The sequence below is a fragment of the Streptomyces sp. NPDC028305 genome, from assembly GCF_055569495.1.
Genome location: NZ_JBVHTN010000008.1, coordinates 324,014 through 345,450 on the forward strand (window position 1 = coordinate 324,014; position 21,437 = coordinate 345,450).

The window sequence follows — 21,437 nt, forward strand, 5'->3', positions numbered from 1 at the left end:
TGCACACCGCCCCGGGACACACCTCCCCGGGCAACGGGCCTCTCAGCGAAACGCGGGAACCCGCACCATGGCAACCATGGGGGTACGTCCCATGCCGAAGGCTATGGGGGCGAGACCCGACCCGCACCCACGCGGCCCCAGGCCCACGCCGGAACGGCACGACCGCACCCCGCACCCAGCAACACCAACACGGGATAGCTCTTAGAAAGGACAGGGACATGACCAACAGCCCCGCGTCAGCCGGAAACACCGACGTGGCCGGAAGGCGGCGCAGAACACCCAGGTCCGTGCTCGCGGCGTTACTCGGCGGCATCCTGCCGCTGCTCGCGTCGCTGTTCCTGCTGACACCGCCGCCCGCGGCGGCCGCCACGCTCACCGAGGTGACCGGATTCGGCAACAACCCGAGCAACCTCAGGATGCACCTGTACGTGCCGAACAACGTCGCGGCGCGACCCGCGGTCCTGGTCGCGGTGCACTACTGCACGGGCTCGGGCCCCGCGTTCTACTCCGGGACCGAGTTCGCCTCGCTGGCCGACCGCTACGGCTTCATCGTCATCTACCCGTCCGCCACCCGCAGCGGCAACTGCTTCGACGTCTCCTCGCCGCAGGCGCTGCGGCACGACGGCGGCAGCGACCCGGTGGGCATCGTGTCGATGGTCCGCTACGTTCAGCAGCGCAACAACGCCGACCCCAGCCGGGTCTATGTCACCGGAGCCTCCTCCGGCGCCATGATGACCAACGTCCTGCTCGGCGACTACCCGGACGTGTTCAAGGCGGGCGCCGCGTTCGCGGGCGTGCCCTTCGGCTGCTTCGCCACCACGGACGGATCCGGCTGGAACAGCGCCTGCGCCAACGGCACGATCATCAAGACACCGCAGCAGTGGGGCGATCTGGCCCGCGGCGCCTACCCCGGGTACACGGGCGCCCGGCCCAGGATGCAGCTGTGGCACGGCACCGAGGACGCCACGCTGCGCTATCCGAACTTCGGTGAGGCGATCAAGCAGTGGACCAACGTCCTCGGGGTGAGCCAGACACCCGCGAGCACGGACCGTCCGCAGACCAACTGGACCCGCACCCGCTACGGGGCCACCGGCGACCGGGCCCCCGTCGAGGCCATCAGCGTCCAGGGCACGGGCCACTCGCTTCCGCTCGCCGGCATGGCCGCCCGGGCCATCACCTTCTTCGGCCTGGACACTCCCTAGTCGCGCGGGGGCGCGGGGCGTACGAGGCCGGACTGGTAGGCGATGACGACCAGCTGGGCCCGGTCCCGCGCCCCCAGCTTGTTCATGGCGCGCTGGACATGGGTGCGTACGGTCAGCGGGCTGAGGAACAGCGCCCCGGCGATCTCGGCGTTGGACCTCCCCTCCGCGGCCAGGGCCATCACCTCCCGCTCGCGGGCGGTGAGCGAGGCGAGCAGCTCGGGCGGCGCCAGCGGGGCCTCGGGGTCGGGGGCGGCGAGAAAGCGGGTGATCAGGGTGCGCGTGGCCACGGGGGAGAGGAGGGAGTCGCCGGAGGCCACGGTGCGGATGCCGGTCAGCAGCTCCTCGGCGCCCACGTCCTTGCCGAGGAAGCCGCTCGCCCCCGAGCGGAGCGCCCGCGCCACGTACTCGTCGGTCTCGAAGGTGGTGAGGATCAGCACCCGGGTCGCCGACAGATCCGCGTCGGCGCAGATGGCCGCGGTCGCGGCCAGGCCGTCGGTGCCGGGCATGCGGATGTCCATCACCACCACGTCGGGGGCGTGCGCGCGGGTGAGCGCGACCGCCTCCCCGCCGTCGGCGGCCTCCGCCACCACGTCCATGTCCTCGCAGGAGTCGATCAGGATCCGGAAGGTGGCCCGCAGCAGGGTCTGGTCGTCGGCGAGCAGGACGCGGATCGTCATGGGCGGGTTCTTCTTCCGGTTCGGGGGCGCGGGGGGCGCGGCGGCACATTGGCCGGCCTGCCGTCATCACCATGGTGAGCCATGGCGCCGGCGCACGGCCCGGCGGCCGGGGCGGGGCCGCCCGCCACCCCCGTGCGGGCGGCCCCGCCCCGGCCCCGGGACACCCCGGCACCTGCTAGTCGGACCCGCCGCCGAAGGCCGCGTCGAAGGAGGCCGAGGGCGGGTCGAAGTCGTACGCCTTCAGCCGCTTCAGCGCCTCGGGCGCGCCCTGGAGGCGGTCCATCCCGGCGTCCTCCCACTCCACTGACACCGGCCCGTCGTATCCGATGGAGCGCAGCATCCGGAAGACGTCCTCCCACGGCACGTCGCCGTGACCGGCGGAGACGAAGTCCCAGCCGCGCCGCGGGTCGCCCCAGGGCAGATGTGAGCCGAGTCGGCCGTTGCGGCCGTCCAGCCGCTTCCGCGCCTCCTTGCAGTCCACGTGGTAGATCCGGTCCCGGAAGTCCCACAGGAAGCCGACCGGGTCGAGGTCCTGCCAGACGAAATGGCTGGGGTCGAAGTTGAGCCCGAAGGCCGGGCGGTGGCCGACCGCTTCGAGCGCGCGGTGCGTGGTCCAGTAGTCGTACGCGATCTCGCTCGGGTGCACCTCGTGGGCGAAGCGCACGCCCTCCGCGTCGAACACGTCCAGGATCGGGTTCCAGCGCTCGGCGAAGTCCTCGTAGCCGCGCTCGATCATGTGGGGCGGCACTGGCGGGAACATCGCCACCAGGTGCCAGATGGACGACCCGGTGAAGCCGATGACGGTACGGACCCCGAAGGCGGCCGCGGCCCGCGCGGTGTCCGCCATCTCGGCCGCGGCCCGCTGCCGTACCCCCTCCGGGTCGCCGTCGCCCCAGATCCGTCCCGGCAGGATGCCCTGGTGGCGCTCGTCGATGGGGGAGTCGCACACGGCCTGGCCCACCAGGTGGTTGGAGATGGCCCAGCACTGGAGCCCGTACTTCTCCAGCAGCTGCCGCCGGCCGTCCAGATAGCCGGGCTCGGCGAGCGCCCGGTCCACCTCGAAGTGGTCGCCCCAGCAGGCGAGTTCCAGTCCGTCGTAGCCGAAGTCGCGGGCCCGTCGGCAGACCTCCTCCAGGGGCAGATCGGCCCATTGACCGGTGAAGAGAGTGAAGGATCGGGGCATTCGTGGCCTCCTCAGGCGGGTACCGGGGGGTAGTCGGGGGACCAGGGCAGGCGGGGCGGGGTCAGCTGAATCCCGTGGGCAGGTAGTCGTCGACGTTGTCCTTGGTGACCACGGCGGAGTAGAGGGTCATGGAGGCCGGGATCTCCAGCTCGGCGAGGCCGCCGACGCCCTTGCCCTGGCCGAGCGCGCGGGCGAGGTCGATCGCGGAGGCGGCCATGGTCGGCGGGTAGAGGACGGTGGCCTTCAGCACGGTGTTGTCGGCCTTGATGGCGTCCATGGCGCGCTTGGCGCCCGCGCCCCCGACCATCAGGAAGTCGTCCCGGCCGGCCTGCTGGATGGCCCGCTCGGCCCCCACGCCCTGGTCGTCGTCGTGGTTCCAGAGCGCGTCGAACTTCTTGTGCGCCTGGAGCAGTTGGGCCATCTTCGCCTGGCCCGACTCGACGGTGAAGTCGGCGGCCTGGCGGCCGACCTTCTCGATGTTGGGGTAGTTCTTCAGGGCGTCGTCGAAGCCCTTGGTGCGCTGCCGGGTCAGCTCCAGGTTGTCGAGCCCGGCCAACTCGATGACCTTGGCGCTCTTCTTGTCCTTGAGCTTCTCGCCGATGTACGTGCCCGCGTTGAGGCCCATGCCGTAGTTGTCGCCGCCGATCCAGCAGCGGTAGGCCTGCGGGGTGGCGAAGATCCGGTCGAGGTTGACGACGGGGATGCCCGCCCTCATGGCCTTGAGGCCGACCTGGGTGAGGGCCTTGCCGTCGGCGGGCAGGATGACCAGGACGTCGACCTTCTTGTTGATGAGGGTCTCGATCTGGCCGATCTGCTGGGCGGTGTCGTTGGAGCCCTCGGTGGTCTCCAGGGTGACGTCCTCGTACTCCTTGGCGCGCCGCTTGGCCTGCTCGTTGATGGCGTTGAGCCAGCCGTGGTCGGCCTGGGGGCCCGCGAAGCCGATGGTGACCTTCTTGCCGGGCTCGGTGTCGGCCGTGTTCGCGGCCTGCCGGCTGTCGTCCGGCTTGTTGTTGTTCTCGTTGCTGGTACACCCGGCGGCGAAGAGCGCCCCCGCGGCGGCGGTTCCGAAGAGGAGGTTTCTGCGGCTGGTGCGGATCGGTGAGTCGGCCGGTGTGTGTGGGTTGTCCCTCATGGCTGGTACGACCCTTCTGGACCAGGACGGCGGCGACGGTGATCGCGCCGTTGCGGGCAGGGCTGATCGCGGAGCGGCTGAGGCGGCGAGGGGGGTTGGGATGCGGTGTGGGTGCGGGTGTGGGTGTGGGTGTGGGTGTCGGGTCAGGCCGGCGAGAGGAGGTGGTCGCTGATCAGGCGGGCCGCCCCGATGACCCCGGCCAGGGGGCCGAGCTCGCCCAGCACGATGGGGAGGTTGCCGGTGGCCAGCGGCAGCGACTGGCGGTAGACCTGGGTGCGGATCGCGGCGAGCAGGGTGTGGCCGAGGCCCGTCACCCCGCCGCCGATCACCACAAGGCCGGGGTTGAAGAAGCTGACCAGCCCGGCGATGACCTGGCCGGTGCGGGTGCCGCCCTCGCGGATCAGATCGAGCGCGGCGGCGTCGCCCGTGGCCGCGGCGGCGGCGACATCGCTGGCGGCGAGGGTCCCCGTCGCCTCCAGCCGGGCCGCGAGCTCGGGGGACCGGCCCTCGCGGGCGGCCGCCTCGGCGTCGCGGGCGAGCGCCGCGCCGCCGAAGTACGCCTCCAGGCAGCCGCGGTTGCCGCAGGCGCACGGCCGGCCGTCGGGCTCGGCCACGATATGGCCGATGTCGCCCGCGCTGCCGGTCGTACCGCGGTAGACCTCGCCCCCGACCACGATGCCGCAGCCGATACCCGTGCCGATCTTGACGCAGAGGAAGTCCTTCGCGGAGCGCGCGACGCCCGCCTGCTGTTCTCCCATCGCCATCAGGTTCACGTCGTTGTCCACCATCACGGGGCAGCCCAGCTCCTGGCTGAGCGCCTCGCGGACGGGGAAGCCGTCCCACCCGGGCATGATCGGCGGGGCGACGGGCACCCCCTCGGGGAAGCGCACCGGGCCCGGGACCCCGATCCCGGCCCCGTCGAACCCCTCGGCCACGCCGGTGGCCCGGAGCTTTCCGGCCATGGCCAGGACCTGCTCGAAGACCGCGACCGGCCCCTCGCGTACGTCCATGGGCTGGGTGAGGTGGCCGAGCACCTCCAGCTCGGCGTTGGTGACGGACACGTCCACCGAGGTGGCGCCGATGTCGACGCCGAGGAGCCGCAGCGTGGGCGAGAGGCGGATGTTGTGCGAGCGGCGCCCGCCGCGGGAGGCGGCGAGCCCGTCGGCGATCACGAGCCCGGTGTCGAGCAGCCGGTCGACCTCCACGGCCAGCCGGGAGCGCGAGAGGTCCATCCGGTCGCCCAGCTGCGCCCGGGAGGTGGGCCCACCGTCGCGCAGCAGGCGCAGCAGCCGCGCCTGATGGGCGTTCGCGGGTCGTGCCGTCATGCGCCTCACACTGCCCCTCCCGCCGTCATCGGCATGCCGCTGGCCCGGCTTTCACGGGGAACGTAGCAGCGGCTGTCCGGCGTGGGAAGAATTTACGCCGCAATCCACGCTGGCTTTAACCTGCTCGAGGACAAAGAGGGGCGCCGTCTCGCCATGTGGCGCAAATTTGACATTAGGCAGTCTTATGACAGATAAAGAGAGTCCTTTGGGTTTACTTCACGCAGCGTGACCATCGAGGCGTGACAGCCTTGGATCGACTACGCGAATGAGCCATACCGTGTCCCACGCCACCACCCCCGATCAGCCGGCCGCCGGCCCCGCCGCGGCCTGGGAGGACTGGCGCGCCCAGCGGCGGCGCTCGGTCACCTCTCCGACCGGGAACCTCGCCCTCGTCGAGACCCGCTGGCTCCCGGCCGACGAGCGCCCCGACCTCGACGCGGCCCGCGCGGGACAGCCGGAGCGGATCACCGTCACCGCGCTCTCCCGCACCGACCTGGTCACCGGCGAGCCCGAGCACGGCCTGCGCTTCTGGGACGCGGAGTCGCCGGCCATCCGCCACTTCGAACGCACCGACGCCTTCGCCTACGACCCGGCCTGGGTCCTGGAGGCCTCGTACCGGCCGGTGCCGGGCGCCCGGCGCGTCGCGTTCGAGCACATCCGGGACAACGGCGGCACCCGCGACCTGGTGGTGCCCGGCGACATCACGCTCACCGTGGACGGCCGTGAGTACACGCTCAGCGCCTTCGACGACGACGGCACCCTGCTGCTCGTCTTCGGCGACCCCACCAACGGCGACACCACCTACGGCGCCGGGCGCTTCCTCTTCGTGGAGCGCACCGCCGACCCGGGCCGGGTCCGGCTGGACTTCAACCGCGCCTTCGTGCCGCCCTGCGGATTCTCCGACCAGTACAACTGTCCGATGCCGCCGCGGCAGAACCGCTTCCACCTGGCCGTCGAAGCCGGTGAGCAGCGCCCCGTCTTCCGCGACGGCTTCCTCGCGCAGCACTGATCCCCTCCGCAGATCCGCGGCCACCCCTCCGCAGAAAAAAGAGCGCACTCCTTCCATGAACATCAAGAAGTCCTCCCTGTACGGCGGCGCCACGGCCGCGACCCTCGCCCTGACCCTCACCGCCTGCGGCGGGGGTGCGGGCGGAGGCAGCGCCTCGGGCGGGGCGTACGACAAGAACGCCACCGTCAACGTCGGCTCGCTCTACGAGCCGCAGAACCTCGACAACACCGCGGGCGGCGGCCAGGGCGTCACCGAGGCGCTGGCCGGCAATGTCTACGAGGGGCTGTTCAAGCTCGGCGACAACGGCAAGGTCGAGAAGCAGCTCGCCGAGGACTACAAGGTCAGCGGCGACGGGCTCACGTACACCTTCACCCTGCGCGACGGGGTGAAGTTCCACAGCGGCAAGAAGCTCACCAGCCAGGACGTCAAGTACAGCCTGGAGAAGGTGATCTCGAAGGACTCGCAGTCCGCGCGCAAGAGCAGCCTCGAGGTCATCAAGGACATCGCCACGCCCGACGCGAGGACCGTGAAGGTCACCCTGTCGAAGAAGTCGATCTCCTTCGTCTACAACCTCTCCTACGTCTGGATCATCAACTCCGAGGCGAAGAACCTCAAGACGAGCGAGGACGGCACCGGCCCGTACACGCTGGACAAGTGGACCCGCGGCTCGGCCCTCAGCCTCGACCGGTTCGCCGGCTACTGGGGCCGCGCGGCCGCCAACAAGGGCGTCCTCTTCCACTACTACAAGAACGCCACGGCGCTGAACAACGCGCTGCTGACCAACGCGGTGGACGTGGTCACCAGCGAGCAGTCGCCCGACGCCCTCGACCAGTTCAAGAACAACCAGAACTACAAGGTCAACGACGGCAACTCGACGACCAAGCTGCTGCTCGCCTTCAACGACAAGGCCAAGCCGTTCACCGACGTCCGGGTCCGCCAGGCGGTGTCCTCCGCCATCGACGACAAGAAGCTGCTGGAGTCCGTCTGGGGCGGCTACGGCAAGCTCATCGGCTCCATGGTGCCGCCCACCGACCCCTGGTACGAGGACCTCACCAAGGTCAACGCGTATGACACCGCCCGGGCCAAGAAGCTCCTGAAGGAGGCCGGCTACCAGGACGGCTTCACCTTCACCCTGGACACCCCGAACTACGACCCGCACCCGACCGCGGCCACCTTCATCAAGTCGCAGCTCGCCAAGGTCGGCATCACGGTCAAGATCAACACCATCACGCCGGACGAGTGGTACACGAAGGTCTACAAGAACCACGACTTCACGGCCACGCTCCAGGAACACGTCAACGACCGCGACCTGGTCTGGTACGGCAACCCCGACTTCTACTGGGGCTATGACAACAAGCAGGTCACCCGGTGGGTGGAGCAGGCGGAGGCGGCGTCCACCACGGCGGCCCAGACCGAGCTGCTGAAGAAGGTCAACCGCAAGACCGCCGAGGACGCGGCCAGCGACTGGCTGTACCTCTACCCGCAGATCGTGGTCGCGAACAGCAAGCTGTCCGGCTACCCCGTCAACGGCCTCAACTCGCAGTTCTTCGCCTACGACATCAAGAAGAAGGGCTGATGGCGCGGTATCTCCTGCGCCGCCTCGCCTTCCTGCTGGTGTCGCTGGCCCTCGCCAGCGTGGTGCTGTTCGTGCTGCTGCGCCTGCTGCCCGGGGACCCCGCCAACGCGCTCACCTCGGTGGGCGCGAGCCCCGAGCAGATCGCGGCGGCACGCCACGCCATCGGCTCCGACCGGCCGCTGCCCGAGCAGTTCACCCACTGGCTCGGGCAACTGGCCCGGGGCGACCTCGGCACGTCGTTCGTCAGCTCGCTGCCGGTCGCGCCCGAGGTGGGCTCGCGGCTGAACGTCACGATCCCGCTGACGCTCGCGGCCTTCGTCCTGGCGGTGCTCATCGCCGTCCCGGCCGGGTTCGTCGCCGCGTACAAGCGGCGGACCTGGTACGGCGCGCTGCTCAGCGGGGTGTCCCAGCTCGGCATCGCGATCCCGGTGTTCTGGCTCGGCATGATCCTCATCGCCGTCTTCGCGCTGAACGCCGGCTGGCTCCCCGCGGGCGGCTTCCCCCAGGACGGCTGGGCGGAGCCCGCCGAGGCGATCCGCTCGCTCGCGCTGCCGGTCGTCACCATCGCGCTGGTGATGGGCGCCTCGCTGACCCGGTACGTACGGTCGGCCACCCTCGACGTCCTGGACAGCGACTATCTGCGGACCGCACGGGCCCTGGGCGCGTCGTTCGGATGGGCCATGTGGCGGCACGGGCTGCGCAACGCCTCCGTGCCGGTGATCTCGATCCTCGGCATCGAGCTGGCCTCCACCCTGCTCGGCGCGGTCGTCGTGGAGTCGGTGTTCGCGCTGCCCGGCCTGGGCTCGATGCTCGCCACCGGCATCGCCCAGCACGACTACCCGGTCATCCAGGGCGTGCTGTTCGTCTCCACGCTCGCGGTGCTGCTGATCGGCTTCGCGGCCGACCTCGTGCAGCGGATCATCGACCCGCGGCTGCGGGACAGGCTCTCGGGAGGCGCCCGATGACACAGGCGACATCCCCCACGTCCCCCACGAAGCTCTCCGCCGAGCCCCGGGTCAAGCCCCGGGCCAAGCGGTCGTACACGCTGCTCGCCGGCTGCGCCCTGGCCGGTCTGATCGTCCTGCTCGCCCTCGTCTCCCTGGTCTGGCTCCCGTACGCCACCGACGACACCTCGGGCGGACGGCTCACCGGCCCCTCCGCGGACCATCTCCTGGGCACCGACAAGCTCGGCCGCGACCTGTTCACCCAGGTGATGACCGGCTCCCGGATCGCCGTCGAGGCGGGCCTCGGCTCCGTCCTGATCGCGGCCGCGATCGGGGTCACCCTGGGCGTGCTGACCGCGTTCGCGCAGGGCTGGCTCGACGACACGCTCTCCGCGTTCCTCGACATCCTGATCGCCTTCCCGACGCTGCTGCTCGCCATGCTGATCGTCGCCGCCCGCTCGGCCACCCTCGGATCGGCCGTGCTGGCGATCGGCCTCGCGCAGAGCGCGGTGGTGGCCCGCCTGGTGCGCATCCTGGTCAAGCGGGTGCTGGCGCAGGACTACATCACGGCCGCCCGCACCTCGGGCACCTCCTGGCCCCGCGTCGTGGCCGGACACGTCCTGCCCAACATCTGGCCCACCCTCGTGGTCAACCTGGCGCTCCAGTTCGGCCTCGCCGTCCTGGCCGAGGCCGGCCTGTCCTACCTCGGCCTGGGCGCGCCGCCGCCCAACGCCTCGTGGGGCCGCATGCTCCAGGAGGCGCAGGCCACCTTCACCACCGCCCCGGCGGGCGCGCTCGCCCCCGGCATCCTGCTCGTGCTGCTCGTCATCGGCGTCAACCTCATCGCCGACGGTCTGCGCGACACCCTCGACCCGGCGACCCGGCGGAGGCGCGCATGACCCCCCTCCTCGACGTGCGCGGCCTCACCGTCCGTACGGCGGACGGGCGCACGCTGGTGGACGACCTCTCGCTGTCCATCGCCCCCGGCGAACGGCTCGGCGTCATCGGCGAGTCGGGCTCCGGCAAGTCGCTGACCACCCTCGCCGTGCTCGGACTGCTGCCCGAGGGCATGACCGCCACCGGCAGCGTGGAACTGGGCGGCACCCAGATCGTGGGCGCGAGCGAGAAGCGGCTCACCGGCGTGCGCGGCCGCGACGCCGCCATCGTCTTCCAGGAGCCGCTCACCGCGCTCGACCCGCTGATGCGGGTGGGCCGGCAGATCGCCGGGCCCCTCCGCAGGACGCGTGGGCTGACCGGCCGCGCGCTGGACCGGGCCGTCACCGAGGCGCTGGAGCGGGTACGGCTCCCCGAGCCCGGCCGCATCGCCCGCGCCTTCCCGCACGAGATCTCCGGCGGCCAGCGCCAGCGCGTGGCGCTCGCCATGGCGCTGGCCTGCGAGCCGAAGCTGCTCATCGCGGACGAGCCGACCACCGCGCTGGACGTGTCCGTGCAGGCCGAGATGCTCGCCCTGATCGACACCCTGGTGCGGATGCGCGAGATGGCGGTCCTGTTCGTCAGCCATGACCTGGCGGTCGTCGCCAAGGTCACCGACCGGGCCCTGGTCATGAAGGACGGCCGCGCCGTGGAAGAGGGCACCGTCGACGAGATCGTCCGGGCGCCGCGCGAGGAGTACACCAAGTCCCTGGTGACCAGCGCACGCCGGCTGGAGTCCGCCCTGGACCCGAGGAGCGCGTCATGACCCCCGTACTGGAGCTGAGCGACGTCGCGCTGCGCTACCGGGGCGGCGCCGCCCCCGTCGTCCAGGACGTGTCCCTCGCCGTCCGGGCCGGACACAGCCTCGCCCTGGTCGGCGAGTCGGGCGCGGGCAAGACGACCCTGCTGCGCCTGCTGCTCGGGCTCGCCCGGCCCACCGCCGGCACCGTGGCCTTCGACGGCGAGGCGCTGAGACTGCGCGACGCCGGGCAGATGCGCCGGTTCCGGCGCAGCGTGCAGTGCGTCTTCCAGGACCCGTACTCCTCCCTCGACCCGCGCCGCCGGGTGGGCGCCACCGTGGCCGAGCCGCTGCGCTCCCTGGGCATCGACACCAGGCGTACGGCGGCGCCCAAGGTGGCCGAGGCCCTGGAGCGGGTCGGGCTGCCCGCCGACGCCGCGGAGCGCTATCCGCACGAGTTCTCGGGCGGGCAGCGGCAGCGCATCGCGATCGCCCGCGCGACGGTGTGCGACCCGCGGGTGCTGCTCGCCGACGAACCCGTCAGCGCGCTCGACGTCACCACCCGGGTCAAGGTCGTCGACCTGCTCGCCGAGTTGCAGCAGGAGCGCGGGCTGACCATCGTCATGGTCTCCCACGACCTGTCGGTGGTCGCCTCCCTGTGCGAGCAGACCGCGGTCCTGGAGCGCGGCCGCGTCGTGGAGCAGGGCGACACCGCCCAGGTGCTGGGCGCCCCCGCGCATCCGTACACCCGCCGCCTCGTCGACAGCGTGCCCCGCCTGCCCGCCTGAGCGGGATTCCGTACAGTTGACCCTATGGTGGACGCGGACGGGACGACGTCGGCCGAGACCGCCGAAGCGCTGCTGGAGGAGCTGATCAGGGCCTCCGAACAGGCTTCTCCCGCGGAGCTGCCCGAGGCCGTGAACCGCTATGTCCAGGCCATGGGCCTGGGCCGGGTCGTCGTCTATCTGATCGATCTCCAGCAGAGGCGGCTGCTGCCGCTGGATGAAGGCGAAGAGGAGCTGGAGGTCGACGGCTCCCTGGCCGGATGGGCGTACCGCACGGACTCCCTGCGGGTGGCGGAGGACGGCGCGGGCGGGCTGCTCGTATGGCTGCCGCTGGTCAACGCGGCGGAGCGGCTGGGCGTCCTGTGCTTCCGCAGCAAGGCCCTGGACGGGCACACGCTCTGGCGCTGCCGGGTGCTGGCCTCGTTCCTCGCCCTGATCATCACGTCCAAGCGCACCTACATCGACTCCTTCGCGCAGCGCACCCGCACCCGGCCCATGCAGCTGAACACGGAGATGCTGCGGGCGTTTCTGCCGCCGCGCTCGATCGGCACCGGCAGGGTGGTGTCGACCGCGGTCGTGGAGCCCGCGTACGAGCTGGGCGGCGACGCCTTCGACCACTCCTTCACCGAGGACATCCTGCACGCCACGATCCTCGACGCCATGGGCCACGATCTGGCGTCCGGCCTCACCACCTCCGTGGCCATGGCGGGCTGCCGCAATGCCCGGCGCACCGGTGCGGACCTGGCACAGCTGGTCGCGGCCGTGGATCAGGCGCTGTCACGGGCGCTGCCGGACCAGTTCTGCACCGGCATCTTCGCCCAGCTGCACATGCCCACCGGCGTGCTGCACTGGTGCAACTGCGGCCATCCACCGCCTCTGCTCATCCGCCGCCACCGGCTGCACCAGAAGGCGCTGGTGCGGCCCCCCGAACCGCCGCTGGGCCTGCCGGCCAGCCTGTCCGGCGACAGCCGTCAGGTGTACGAGACGGCTCTGGAACCCGGAGACCAGATCCTGCTCTACACCGACGGGATCGTCGAAGCGCGCGACGAAGCAGGCGAGCAGTTCGGCCTGGAGCGCTTCGCCGACTACATCATCCGGTCGACGGCCGCGGGGCAGAACGCCTCGGAGGTGCTGCGCCTGCTCATCCATGCCATCCTCGACCAGGGGAAGAACGAACTCAGCGACGACGCCACGATTCTGATGATCGAATGGCAGCCGCCCGTCGCGGCGTAGCCGCAGGCTCCGCTGCGCTCCGCCGCAGCTGCTGCCGCGCGGTGGCGAAGCCGGTCAGGGCGCAGGCCGGCAGCCCGCAATGCCAGGGCGGTCCCGTGGCTCACTCGTCGGCCTTGCCGTCGTACCCAGAGGCGACGGGCACCGCCGTGACCGTGAAACCGGTGTCCGACCCCTCGCCCTCTACGAACAGGCCCTCTACCGCCTCGTTGTCGTCGTTCGGGTACCAGGCGAATGGCACGTCGTCCTGCCCACCGCGTGCGTAGTCCTCGCAGTGGGCGCGGGCGGCCTCCCGGTTCGTGTACAGACCGAGGTTCATGCGCCCGTGTCCAGTGTCGGCCCGGTAAATCGTCAGTTCGGAAGGGGCCTCGGCGGCCGGCCTCGATGTCATACAGCAGAGACTCGCTGATGCCACAGCGCTCGGCAAGTTCCTTCTGGGACGGGCCGCTCGCGCGGAAAGGCTCTCTGCAAACTGCGGGGGGCCAGAAATGCACCCCAAAACAACAACCCGCAACGCGTCGCCCAGTGCCTTGTACCCGCGATCGTTTGCCGAGGAGCCGACCCGACCCGATGACGCGATGGGGCAACCTCTCGGCCTGCGGCGGCGACAGGGGCATGGACGACATCCCCCGAGCTGTGGAAGAGGTGGCCATGGAAGCCGAGCGGCACAAGACGCGGCAGGGCAGGGGCTGGGGCAGGCTCGGCCTGACGGCCGGAGTGGCCCTGGCCCTGGGCGCCACGGTGGGTCTCACCGACGGCGGCGCCTTCGCGCCGGACCGGGCCGGACCGGGGACGGCGGTGACGATGGACGCGGCGGCGTGGGCCGATGACGCCGCCGACGGCTTCGCCTCCGTCAACGCGTTGGGGCAGAACGGGACGTACGGCGGCCGGGGCGGGGCGACCGTGACCGTGCGGACGCTCGCCGATCTGGAGAAGTACGCGACGTCCGCCGACCCGTACATCATCGTGGTGGCCGGGGCGATCACCATGGACCCCAAGGGCAAGGAGATCAAGGTCGCCTCGGACAAGACGATCGTGGGCTCGGGGACCGCGGGCCAGATCGTCGGCGGCGGCTTCTTCCTCGGCCAGGGCGTGCACAACGTGATCATCCGCAATCTGACGATCCGCGACTCCTACGAAGGCACCTGGAACGACAAGGACCACGACTGGGACGGCATCCAGATGGACGGCGCCCACCATGTGTGGATCGACCACAACGATCTGCGGCACATGGCCGACGGCCTGATCGACAGCCGCAAGGACACCACCTACCTCACGGTGTCCTGGAACCGGCTACAGCAGCACAACAAGGCCTTCGGCATCGGCTGGACGGAGAACACGACCGCCGACATCACGATCCACCACAACTGGTTCCACGAGACCGAGCAGCGCAATCCGTCCACCGACAACGTCGCGCACGCGCACCTGTACAACAACTATCTCCAGGACGACCCGGGGACGAGCATCAACTCCTCCTACGGCAACTACGCCCGCGGCAACACCAAGATGGTGCTGGAGAACAGCTACTTCGAGGGCATGAAGAACCCGGTCATCAAGGACGCCACGGCCTCCCTGGTGCAGCGGGGCAGCGTCTTCGCGGGCACCACCGGCCGCAACGAGAGCGGCGGCACGGCCTTCGACCCGAAGACGTACTACAACTACACCCTGGACCCCGCCTCCCAGGTGCCGTCGATCGTGAAGTCCCGCTCCGGGCCCAGCTCCGCCATCGGGACCGTGGCGCGCTGAGCGGCTCCCCCGTGGGGGAAACCGGTTGCCGCGCCGGTCAGAGCGGTGCCCCGGCGGGTGGGGCCACCGAGTCGCGGATCACCACATGGGTGCCCAGGAGCAGGTGTTCGTCCGGGGCGTCCGGTGTTCTGCCCAGGCTCGTACGGACGGCGAGGCGGCCCAGTTGCTCGTAGGGCACATGGACCGTGGTCAGCGGCGGGTGCAGATCGCGCGCGAACGGGATGTCGTCGTACCCGGCGAGCGACACATCGCCGGGTACGCTCAGCCCCGCCTCGTGCAGAGCGGTGAGCGCCCCCGCCGCGACCATGTCCGTGGCGGCCATCACGGCGGTGAACGCGAGCCCCTGGTCCAGGGCCCGGCGCAGCAGGCGGTGGCCCGAGTCACGGGTGAAGTCGCCGGACAGGCGCAGCGCCGGGTCCGGCTCGATGCCGCGGGCGCGGTGCGCGGCCAGATAGCCGCGCTCGCGGCCCTGGGCCGCCGTGTTCTCCGGGCTGCCCCCGAGGAAGAGGACCCGCCGGTGGCCCTGGGCGAGGACATGGGCGCACAGCGCGAAGGCCCCGTTCTCGTTGTCGTACTCGATGACCGTCACCGGGGTGCCGGGGGCCAGCGGCGGCCGCCCGCACAGGACCAGCCGCGACCCGGCCGAGGCCAGTGAATCGGCGACGCGGGCCATGCGCCGGCGGTACTCGGGGCTGTCCACGGCGCCGCCCACCAGGATCACGGCGGCGGCGCGCTGGGCCCGCATCCTCTCGATGAACCCCAGCTCGTGGCCGGTGTCCCCGTCGGTGCTGCACACCAGGCACAGATGGCCGAGCCGGGCCGCCTCGCGCTCCACCCCGTGCGCCATGAGCGCGAACGACGGCCCGGTGATGTCGTCCAGGACGAACGCGAGCGCCGGGGTGCCGGCGCCCGCCACCGCTTTGGCGTGGGCATCGGCGACATAGTCCAGCTCGCGCACGGCCCGCTGCACCCGGGCACGCGTCCGCGTGCTCACCGGATACACGCCGCCGAGCACCCGCGACACCGTGGACGCGGACACCCCCGCGCGGGCCGCGACGTCCCGGATCGTGCTGCGGCGCCCCCCGAGGTCCCCGCCGCCCTTCCGCACCATGGCCCACCCCTCGCTCGCCTGCCCCCGAGTCGGGCAACCGCGTGACAACCGGTTGCCGGACCAGAGGCTAACAGCGGGGGAGGCGCGCGGGGAGAGCCATGAACGGGGTCACCGCCATGGGCCACGCCTACGGGCCACGGCTACGGGGCTACGGCTGGGGGTGCGGCCGGAAGCCCGGGAAGTGCGGGCGGTGTTCCGCCCTGCCCGGGGCGTGGTGGCCCAGCTCGACACGCAGCTGGACGCCGTGGAAGACCTCGAGCACGCCCAGCGCCAGCAGCCAGATGCCGGCCACCACGGCGAGCGCCGTGATGGAGCCGAAGGGCGCGACGATCAGGATGATGCCGCCCAGCATGCTGACGACGCCGAGGAAGATCTGCCAGCCGCGGGCCGGCATCCCCTCGTGGGAGATGGCCGCGGCGGTCATCATGACGCCCCGCAGCAGCCACGAGAACCCGATCCACAGGGCCAGCAGCAGGATCGACTGCGCCGGTCCGCGGAAGCAGAGCAGACCGAGCAGCACGGCGAGCGCGCCGCTGATGACGCTCAGCACCCGCAGATGCCCCGGCACATGTGCGCCGAAGGCCCCCGCCAGCTGGAAGACCCCGGTGACCACCAGATAGGCGCCGAACAGGGCACCGAGTACCGCCAGGGTCTCCCCTGGCCAGACCAGCACCATGACGCCCAGTGCGACCGCCACGAGGCCCGTGGTCACCAGGACCTGCCAGGCGGCGTTGGACAACGTGGTCAGGAGACCGGGGAGCGGGGCCTCGGCCTCGGGGGGCCGTTCGCCTCGCCGTTCGGCGCCGTAAGGCTCCGTACCCCGTTGTTCGGCACCTCGCTGTTCGGCGCCATAGGGTTGCTCGCGCCGCTGCTCGGCGCCGTGTGCGTCGTCGGAGGAGAAACTCATGGCCGTCCACCTCCTTGATGGAACAGAAGGCCGTATCCGACACCACCATCCTCTCCCCGTATGCGTCTCTTCGCCTGATGGCGCGGTGGCCCCGGTCGGGCTCACGTGTTATCGCCCTCGGTGGCCTGCCAGCCGCTCCACCGGTCCACCGCGATCTCCACGACCGGCCCCCGCGGGGGCCGGTCCGCGTACTGCGCCGCGTATTTGGCGGCGAGCAGCCCGACGTACCCGGCGGAGGCGGCCGACCCGTCGGCGGGTGGCAGAACACGGGCCGTGCCGTCGGCCCGCGCCCACCACAAGAGGTCCCAGTCCTCGTCGTAGGCGTCCACCAGGAGGCATACGGCGGGGTTGACCCGGATATTGTCCAGACGCCTGAGCCGCGCCGACCGCTTCGGTTTGTGGTCGACCGCCGTGGCCACCGTGTCCCCGGTCAGCGCGAACACCACCGGCACCAGATGGGGCCGCCCCCCGTCGCCGACGGTCGCCAGCCGGGCGACCCTGGCCAGCGCGAAGCGCCCCCGCGCCCGGGCGCTCGTCATCGTGGGCATCGCGCGGCCGCCGGCCGCTCACCGGAACCGGGCGGCGACCTGGGCCATCGTGTCGAGATCGCGGAGCGTTTCCGGCTCCGGCGCGGTCGTCAGAAAGAACAGGACCCGCTCCACCCCGACCCGCGCGTACCCGTCGATCACCTCGGGGGTGTCCGGCACCCCGTACACCGTCACCGGCACATCCCGGCCGGCCACCTCGCGCAGCCGCTCGATCTGCGGGCCCAGTTGCTCCGGCGGAACGCTGTTGGCCAGCCAGGCGTCCCCGAGCGCGGCGATCCGGGGGAAGGCGCTCTCACCGCCGCCCACATAGATCGGCGGGTACGGGCGCCGCACCGGCTTGGGCCACAGGTACACCGGGTCGAAGTTCACGAATTCGCCGTGGAATTCGGCCTTTTCCGTGGTCCAGAGCTCCCGCATCGCGCGCAGCCGCTCATTCACCAGACGGCCGCGCGTGGTCGGGTCCGTACCGTGGTTCTCCATCTCCTCGCGGTTCCAGCCGACGCCGACCCCGAAGACGGCCCGCCCGCCGGAGACCAGGTCCAGCGAGGCCACCTCCTTCGCCGTGACGATCGGGTCCCGCTGTGCCACCAAGGCGACGCCGGTCCCCAGCAGCAGCCGCTCGGTGACCGCGGCCGCGGTGCTCAGCACGATGAACGGGTCGAGCGTGCGGTAGTAGATCTCCGGCAGCTCGCCGCCGCCCGGGTAGGGGGAGCGCCGCTCCACGGGGATATGGGTGTGCTCGGCGATGAAGAGCGAGTCGAACGCCCGCTCGTCGAGGGCCCGCCCCAGCGCGGCCGGGCTGACTCCCTGGTCGGTGACGAAGGTCGAGATACCGAATTTCACGGCGGGTCCTCCCGTGATCGAGGATCGAGGAGGGCCAGTGATCGCCGTCACCGGCCCGGCTCGGACCCCGGTTGGGGCCGCGGGCCTCCGAGCCCTGGTGAAGTCGCTACTCCTTCGTCTCCTCCTCCGTCTCCTCCTCCTCTTCGCGCTCCCCCTCCGCCTGCGAGGGGGTCGTGACCGGTACGTCGGGATGCATGGCTTCGGCAGGCACTTCGTTCTCTCGCTCGCCTTCCGCTTGGGACGGGGTGGAGCGGTAGGGCTCGGTCATGGCACGCCTCCGCTCTTGTTCCGGGCCGTCAGCGCCCCGCACGAGCGGTCGTGCCCCGGCTGCCCTGGCTGCCCGGGGCAGCCTTCTGCGCGAGCGAGCTGGCGGCGAGCGCCAGTACCAGGGCGACAGCGCCGACGACGACGTTGCTGATGATGGTGCGCATGGTGGCCACGGCTCCCGAGACCACCCACGGCGCGATGATGGTCCACACGCCCAGCAGCGCGGCGGCCCATGCCATGCCGTGGGTGCGCTCATAGGCATGGCCGAAGCCGCCCATCAGCAGCGCGTAAGCGACTCCGACGATCAGGTTGGTCACGGCCAGGGTCATCATGCCGTTGAAACCCACGATCCAGGCGGATGCGGCAAGGTAGAGGCCGGTGATCAGGGATATCGCTTCGACGGCCTGGGCCGCGGGAGTGCTCGCCGCCCGCTCGGCCCAGGTGTGGCGTTCCCGCATCTCCAGGATGTCGGGATGCGACTCCATAGTCGCATGGGTCGGTTCCGTCATGATCGCCTCCTGCAATCATTTCGCTCCAGAGCCCCGAGTGCCCGATATGCGGTCCGGTATCGCGCGGACCGCCATAAACATCGACATAAATGGGCGCCGGATCAGCCGCACACCCCGAGGCCCTGTCCGGGCCTAGTGGGCGGCGTCGCCCGGCGACGGCTCCGCGTCCGGCTCGTGCTGGAACACCGAGTAGAGCCACCACAGGGACGGCACCAGGACCAGCGAGCCGATCGCCAGGCTGAGCAGGCAGGCGGCGAGCACCGCGTGGGTGGACGCGGCATCGCCGACGGTGACACCGGGGACGAGCATGGCCGGGTACTGGGCCATGCCCCACGCCCAGAGGATCGCCGCCACCGCCAGCGCCGCCAGCGGCCGGGCCAGGCCGGGGTTGCCCCGCAGCAGCGCCAGGGCGGCCACCCCGGCGCAGGCGCTGAGCAGCACCAGCGCCAGGGCGCGATGGGTGAGCCCATGGAACAGGTGCGGGGCGTCGGCGTGCAGGATCGCGATCCCGGCCAGCGCCACCGCTCCGGCGGCCAGCCCGCTGACCAGCGCCCGGGTCCGGAACCACGCCCCCAGCTCCGGGCGTCCCAGGCGGGCGGTCTCCGCGCACAGATAGACGGCGGCGAGGTGCGCGCAGGTCAGCACCGCCAGCACCCCGCCCAGCAGGGAGGTGGGGTTCAGCCAACTGGTGATCAGGTCCCCGGCCGCCAGCCCCGGTGGGATACGGCCCGAGGCGACACCGCCGGCGACGGTGCCCAGGAAGAAGGGGGTGAGCACGGACGACAGCGCGAAGCAGGCCCCGAACAGCCGTTTCTGCCACAGCTCGGTGCTGGCCTTGCGGAAGGCGAAGGCCGCGCCGCGCGCGATGATGCCGAGCGCGGTCAGGGTGAGCGGGATGTAGAGCGTGGACATCACGGCCGCGAAGACCGGCGAGAAGCCCGCCCACAGCAGCACCACCACGAAGATCAGCCAGACGTGGTTGGCCTCCCACACCGGCCCGATGGTGTGCTCGATGAGGGCCCGCCGCGGCGCGCCGGGCCCGCTGCGGCCCGCCAGCAGGTCCCACAGCCCGGCCCCGAAGTCGGCGCCGCCGAACAGGGCGTAGCAGGTGAGCCCGATCCACATCACCGCGAGCGTCAGATTCGCGAGCACCGGCCGGCCCCTCTCATGTCACCGCTCATGTCACCGGGTACCGGGGCACGTCGCTGTCCTGCGGGGCGATCGGCACCGGCCGGTCCCGGGCCAGCCGGCGCAGCACGTACACGGTGGCCACCGTCATGCCGAAATAGACCAGCAGCACCAGCCACAGCCCGTTCAGCAGCCCGGGCGCGGGGTTCACCGCCTCCCGGACCGTCATGATCCCCTGCACGACCCAGGGCTGACGGCCCAGCTCGGTGACCACCCATCCGCACTCCAGGGCCACCACGGCGGCCGGTCCGGTCAGGACCGCGAGGAGCAGGAAGGGCCGGGTGCCGGGCACGTTCAGGATGTCGTCGGTGCCGGAGCGCCGCCGCCACCACCGGGCGAGCACCAGCCATACGCCCATGAACAGCAGGAACATCCCCGCCCCCACCATCAGGTCGAAGGCGAGGTGGACCCCGGTCACGGCGGGCCACTGGGACCGGGGCACCTCCGACAGGCCGCGCACCACGGTGTCCGGGCTGTAACCGATCAGCAGCGACAGGCCGCTCGGGATCTCCAGGCCGTACTTGAGCCCGCTGTGGCCGTTGCTGATGCCGAGGATCGTCAGCGGCGCATGGTCGCCGGTGCGGTAGACGCCCTCGATGGCGGCGAGCTTGACCGGCTGGAACTCGGCCACGAAACGGGCCGCCCAGTCCCCGACGACCAGTTGGAAGGGGGTGACGACCGCCCCGACCGTGAACGGGATGAAGAACCCGGCCCGGTGGTACCGGTCCCGGCGGCCGCGCAGCAGCGCCACGGCGTACACACTCGCGGTCAGAAACGCGGCCACCATCAGCGCGGCCAGGATCATATGCGTGGTCTGCGGTGGCGCGGCCGGGTTGATCATCGCGGCCCAGGGGTCGACGGACACCACGCGCCCGTCGCGGGACAGCTCGAAGCCACGCGGCTGGTTCATCCAGGCGTTGGCACACACCACGAAGAACGCCGAGGCCACCCCGGCGACGACGATCGGCACCCCGGTGAGCAGGTGTTTGCCGGGCGACAGCCGGTCCCACGCGTAGAGATAGAGGCCCACGAAGATCGCCTCGATGAAGAACGCGATCCCCTCCAGCGCGAACGGCAACCCGATCACCTGCCCGTACGTCCCCATCAGCCCCGGCCACAGCAGCCCGAGCTCAAAGCTGAGGATCGTGCCCGACACCGCGCCGACCGCGAACAGCACCCCCATGGCCCGCGCCCATCGCCGGGCCAGGATCCGCAGGGCCGGATCCCCGGTGCGCCACCCCCGCCATTCGGCGATCAGGGTGAGCAGCGGCAGTCCCACCCCCAGACAGGCCACCACGATGTGCCAGGCCAGCGAGAACCCCATCTGCGCCCGGGCCCCGCTGAGATCGCCCTCGGTGGCGGCGTGAGCGAGCGGGACAGCGAACACCTGGAGCCTCCGGGGCGGGGCGGGGCAAGGTATGGAGCCAAACGCTGCCGTATCCCGGCGGCCCGGCGGCCAAACGCGGATACGGCCGAACGGCGGTCCGGAGCGAGGAGCTCGCCGACGGCCCGTCGAGGCCCCGAGGGTCGGTGGGCCCCTTGACGGGAAAGCGCTTACTCCCTAGCGTCTGTTCACGGATATG

At 71.3% G+C, this 21,437-nt stretch carries 21 protein-coding genes and 1 pseudogene; 9 read left to right on the plus strand and 13 right to left on the minus strand.

What is annotated here, in order from left to right:
- Window positions 1-218: 218 nt before the first annotated feature.
- Window positions 219-1,202: an extracellular catalytic domain type 1 short-chain-length polyhydroxyalkanoate depolymerase gene (locus ACZ4WQ_RS34770; protein WP_311726949.1), complete on the plus strand. Its 984-nt coding sequence runs from the start codon at window positions 219-221 to the stop codon at window positions 1,200-1,202.
- Here ACZ4WQ_RS34770 and ACZ4WQ_RS34775 read toward each other — a convergent pair.
- The 4 genes from ACZ4WQ_RS34775 to ACZ4WQ_RS34790 all read right to left on the minus strand — a co-directional run bounded on the left by ACZ4WQ_RS34775 (window position 1,199) and on the right by ACZ4WQ_RS34790 (window position 5,519).
- A complete protein-coding gene (locus ACZ4WQ_RS34775) occupies window positions 1,199-1,879 on the minus strand; it encodes a response regulator transcription factor (protein ID WP_398376265.1) in 681 nt (226 codons plus the stop codon). The two genes, ACZ4WQ_RS34770 and ACZ4WQ_RS34775, sit on opposite strands and share 4 nt — an antisense overlap.
- A 175-nt stretch (window positions 1,880-2,054) precedes the next feature.
- Window positions 2,055-3,062, minus strand: coding sequence for a sugar phosphate isomerase/epimerase family protein (locus ACZ4WQ_RS34780; protein ID WP_352130793.1), 1,008 nt, complete (start codon window positions 3,060-3,062; stop codon window positions 2,055-2,057).
- A gap of 61 nt (window positions 3,063-3,123) precedes the next feature.
- Window positions 3,124-4,194 (minus strand): substrate-binding domain-containing protein, encoded by a 1,071-nt coding sequence (locus ACZ4WQ_RS34785; protein WP_398376267.1) that lies wholly within the window; start codon window positions 4,192-4,194, stop codon window positions 3,124-3,126.
- 143 nt (window positions 4,195-4,337) lie between these two features.
- Complete coding sequence (locus tag ACZ4WQ_RS34790) at window positions 4,338-5,519, minus strand: ROK family transcriptional regulator (RefSeq protein WP_398376268.1); 1,182 nt, start codon at window positions 5,517-5,519, stop codon at window positions 4,338-4,340.
- Between the two features lie 265 nt (window positions 5,520-5,784).
- On the opposite strand from ACZ4WQ_RS34790, the gene ACZ4WQ_RS34795 reads away from it, so the two are divergent.
- Genes ACZ4WQ_RS34795 through ACZ4WQ_RS34825 form a run of 7 tightly spaced genes read left to right on the plus strand, consistent with a single transcriptional unit; the run spans window position 5,785 to window position 12,738 of the window.
- Complete coding sequence (locus ACZ4WQ_RS34795; protein WP_385349748.1) at window positions 5,785-6,528, plus strand: DUF1684 domain-containing protein; 744 nt, start codon at window positions 5,785-5,787, stop codon at window positions 6,526-6,528.
- Between the two features lie 55 nt (window positions 6,529-6,583).
- Entirely contained in the window at window positions 6,584-8,104 is a 1,521-nt protein-coding gene (locus tag ACZ4WQ_RS34800; protein WP_311726943.1) for an ABC transporter substrate-binding protein, read from the plus strand.
- On the plus strand, window positions 8,104-9,069 hold the full coding sequence (locus tag ACZ4WQ_RS34805; RefSeq protein WP_311726942.1) for an ABC transporter permease: 966 nt from the start codon (window positions 8,104-8,106) through the stop codon (window positions 9,067-9,069). Before ACZ4WQ_RS34800 ends, ACZ4WQ_RS34805 begins: the two co-directional genes overlap by 1 nt.
- Window positions 9,066-9,947 carry an ABC transporter permease gene (locus tag ACZ4WQ_RS34810; RefSeq protein ID WP_385349741.1) on the plus strand — a complete coding sequence of 294 codons (882 nt, stop codon included), beginning with the start codon at window positions 9,066-9,068 and terminating at the stop codon, window positions 9,945-9,947. The genes ACZ4WQ_RS34805 and ACZ4WQ_RS34810 overlap by 4 nt, the downstream gene beginning before the upstream one ends.
- Window positions 9,944-10,747, plus strand: a complete 804-nt coding sequence (locus ACZ4WQ_RS34815; RefSeq protein ID WP_398376271.1) for an ATP-binding cassette domain-containing protein — start codon at window positions 9,944-9,946, stop codon at window positions 10,745-10,747. The genes ACZ4WQ_RS34810 and ACZ4WQ_RS34815 overlap by 4 nt, the downstream gene beginning before the upstream one ends.
- Window positions 10,744-11,508, plus strand: a complete 765-nt coding sequence (locus ACZ4WQ_RS34820) for an ABC transporter ATP-binding protein (RefSeq protein ID WP_398376273.1) — start codon at window positions 10,744-10,746, stop codon at window positions 11,506-11,508. The genes ACZ4WQ_RS34815 and ACZ4WQ_RS34820 overlap by 4 nt, the downstream gene beginning before the upstream one ends.
- A 24-nt stretch (window positions 11,509-11,532) precedes the next feature.
- Window positions 11,533-12,738 (plus strand): PP2C family protein-serine/threonine phosphatase, encoded by a 1,206-nt coding sequence (locus ACZ4WQ_RS34825; protein WP_398376275.1) that lies wholly within the window; start codon window positions 11,533-11,535, stop codon window positions 12,736-12,738.
- 100 nt (window positions 12,739-12,838) lie between these two features.
- Here ACZ4WQ_RS34825 and ACZ4WQ_RS34830 read toward each other — a convergent pair whose 3' ends face one another.
- Complete coding sequence (locus tag ACZ4WQ_RS34830) at window positions 12,839-13,054, minus strand: hypothetical protein (protein ID WP_311726937.1); 216 nt, start codon at window positions 13,052-13,054, stop codon at window positions 12,839-12,841.
- 332 nt (window positions 13,055-13,386) lie between these two features.
- On the opposite strand from ACZ4WQ_RS34830, the pseudogene ACZ4WQ_RS34835 reads away from it, so the two are divergent.
- A pseudogene (locus ACZ4WQ_RS34835) lies at window positions 13,387-14,475 on the plus strand (pectate lyase family protein); the annotation flags it as partial.
- 43 nt (window positions 14,476-14,518) lie between these two features.
- Here ACZ4WQ_RS34835 and ACZ4WQ_RS34840 read toward each other — a convergent pair.
- The 8 genes from ACZ4WQ_RS34840 to ACZ4WQ_RS34875 all read right to left on the minus strand — a co-directional run bounded on the left by ACZ4WQ_RS34840 (window position 14,519) and on the right by ACZ4WQ_RS34875 (window position 21,241).
- Window positions 14,519-15,592 carry a LacI family DNA-binding transcriptional regulator gene (locus tag ACZ4WQ_RS34840; RefSeq protein WP_398376277.1) on the minus strand — a complete coding sequence of 358 codons (1,074 nt, stop codon included), beginning with the start codon at window positions 15,590-15,592 and terminating at the stop codon, window positions 14,519-14,521.
- Between the two features lie 148 nt (window positions 15,593-15,740).
- Window positions 15,741-16,499: an HdeD family acid-resistance protein gene (locus ACZ4WQ_RS34845; RefSeq protein WP_311726935.1), complete on the minus strand. Its 759-nt coding sequence runs from the start codon at window positions 16,497-16,499 to the stop codon at window positions 15,741-15,743.
- Window positions 16,500-16,600: 101 nt separating this feature from the next.
- Window positions 16,601-17,047 carry a TIGR03668 family PPOX class F420-dependent oxidoreductase gene (locus tag ACZ4WQ_RS34850; RefSeq protein ID WP_311726934.1) on the minus strand — a complete coding sequence of 149 codons (447 nt, stop codon included), beginning with the start codon at window positions 17,045-17,047 and terminating at the stop codon, window positions 16,601-16,603.
- 18 nt (window positions 17,048-17,065) lie between these two features.
- Window positions 17,066-17,890 (minus strand): LLM class F420-dependent oxidoreductase, encoded by an 825-nt coding sequence (locus ACZ4WQ_RS34855; RefSeq protein ID WP_398376280.1) that lies wholly within the window; start codon window positions 17,888-17,890, stop codon window positions 17,066-17,068.
- A 106-nt stretch (window positions 17,891-17,996) separates the two neighbouring features.
- Window positions 17,997-18,158 carry a hypothetical protein gene (locus ACZ4WQ_RS34860; protein WP_311726932.1) on the minus strand — a complete coding sequence of 54 codons (162 nt, stop codon included), beginning with the start codon at window positions 18,156-18,158 and terminating at the stop codon, window positions 17,997-17,999.
- Between the two features lie 28 nt (window positions 18,159-18,186).
- On the minus strand, window positions 18,187-18,666 hold the full coding sequence (locus ACZ4WQ_RS34865; RefSeq protein ID WP_361185338.1) for an SPW repeat protein: 480 nt from the start codon (window positions 18,664-18,666) through the stop codon (window positions 18,187-18,189).
- Between the two features lie 132 nt (window positions 18,667-18,798).
- Complete coding sequence (locus tag ACZ4WQ_RS34870) at window positions 18,799-19,818, minus strand: cytochrome d ubiquinol oxidase subunit II (RefSeq protein WP_468022693.1); 1,020 nt, start codon at window positions 19,816-19,818, stop codon at window positions 18,799-18,801.
- A gap of 25 nt (window positions 19,819-19,843) precedes the next feature.
- Entirely contained in the window at window positions 19,844-21,241 is a 1,398-nt protein-coding gene (locus ACZ4WQ_RS34875) for a cytochrome ubiquinol oxidase subunit I (protein WP_468022694.1), read from the minus strand.
- Between the last annotated feature and the right edge of the window lie 196 nt (window positions 21,242-21,437).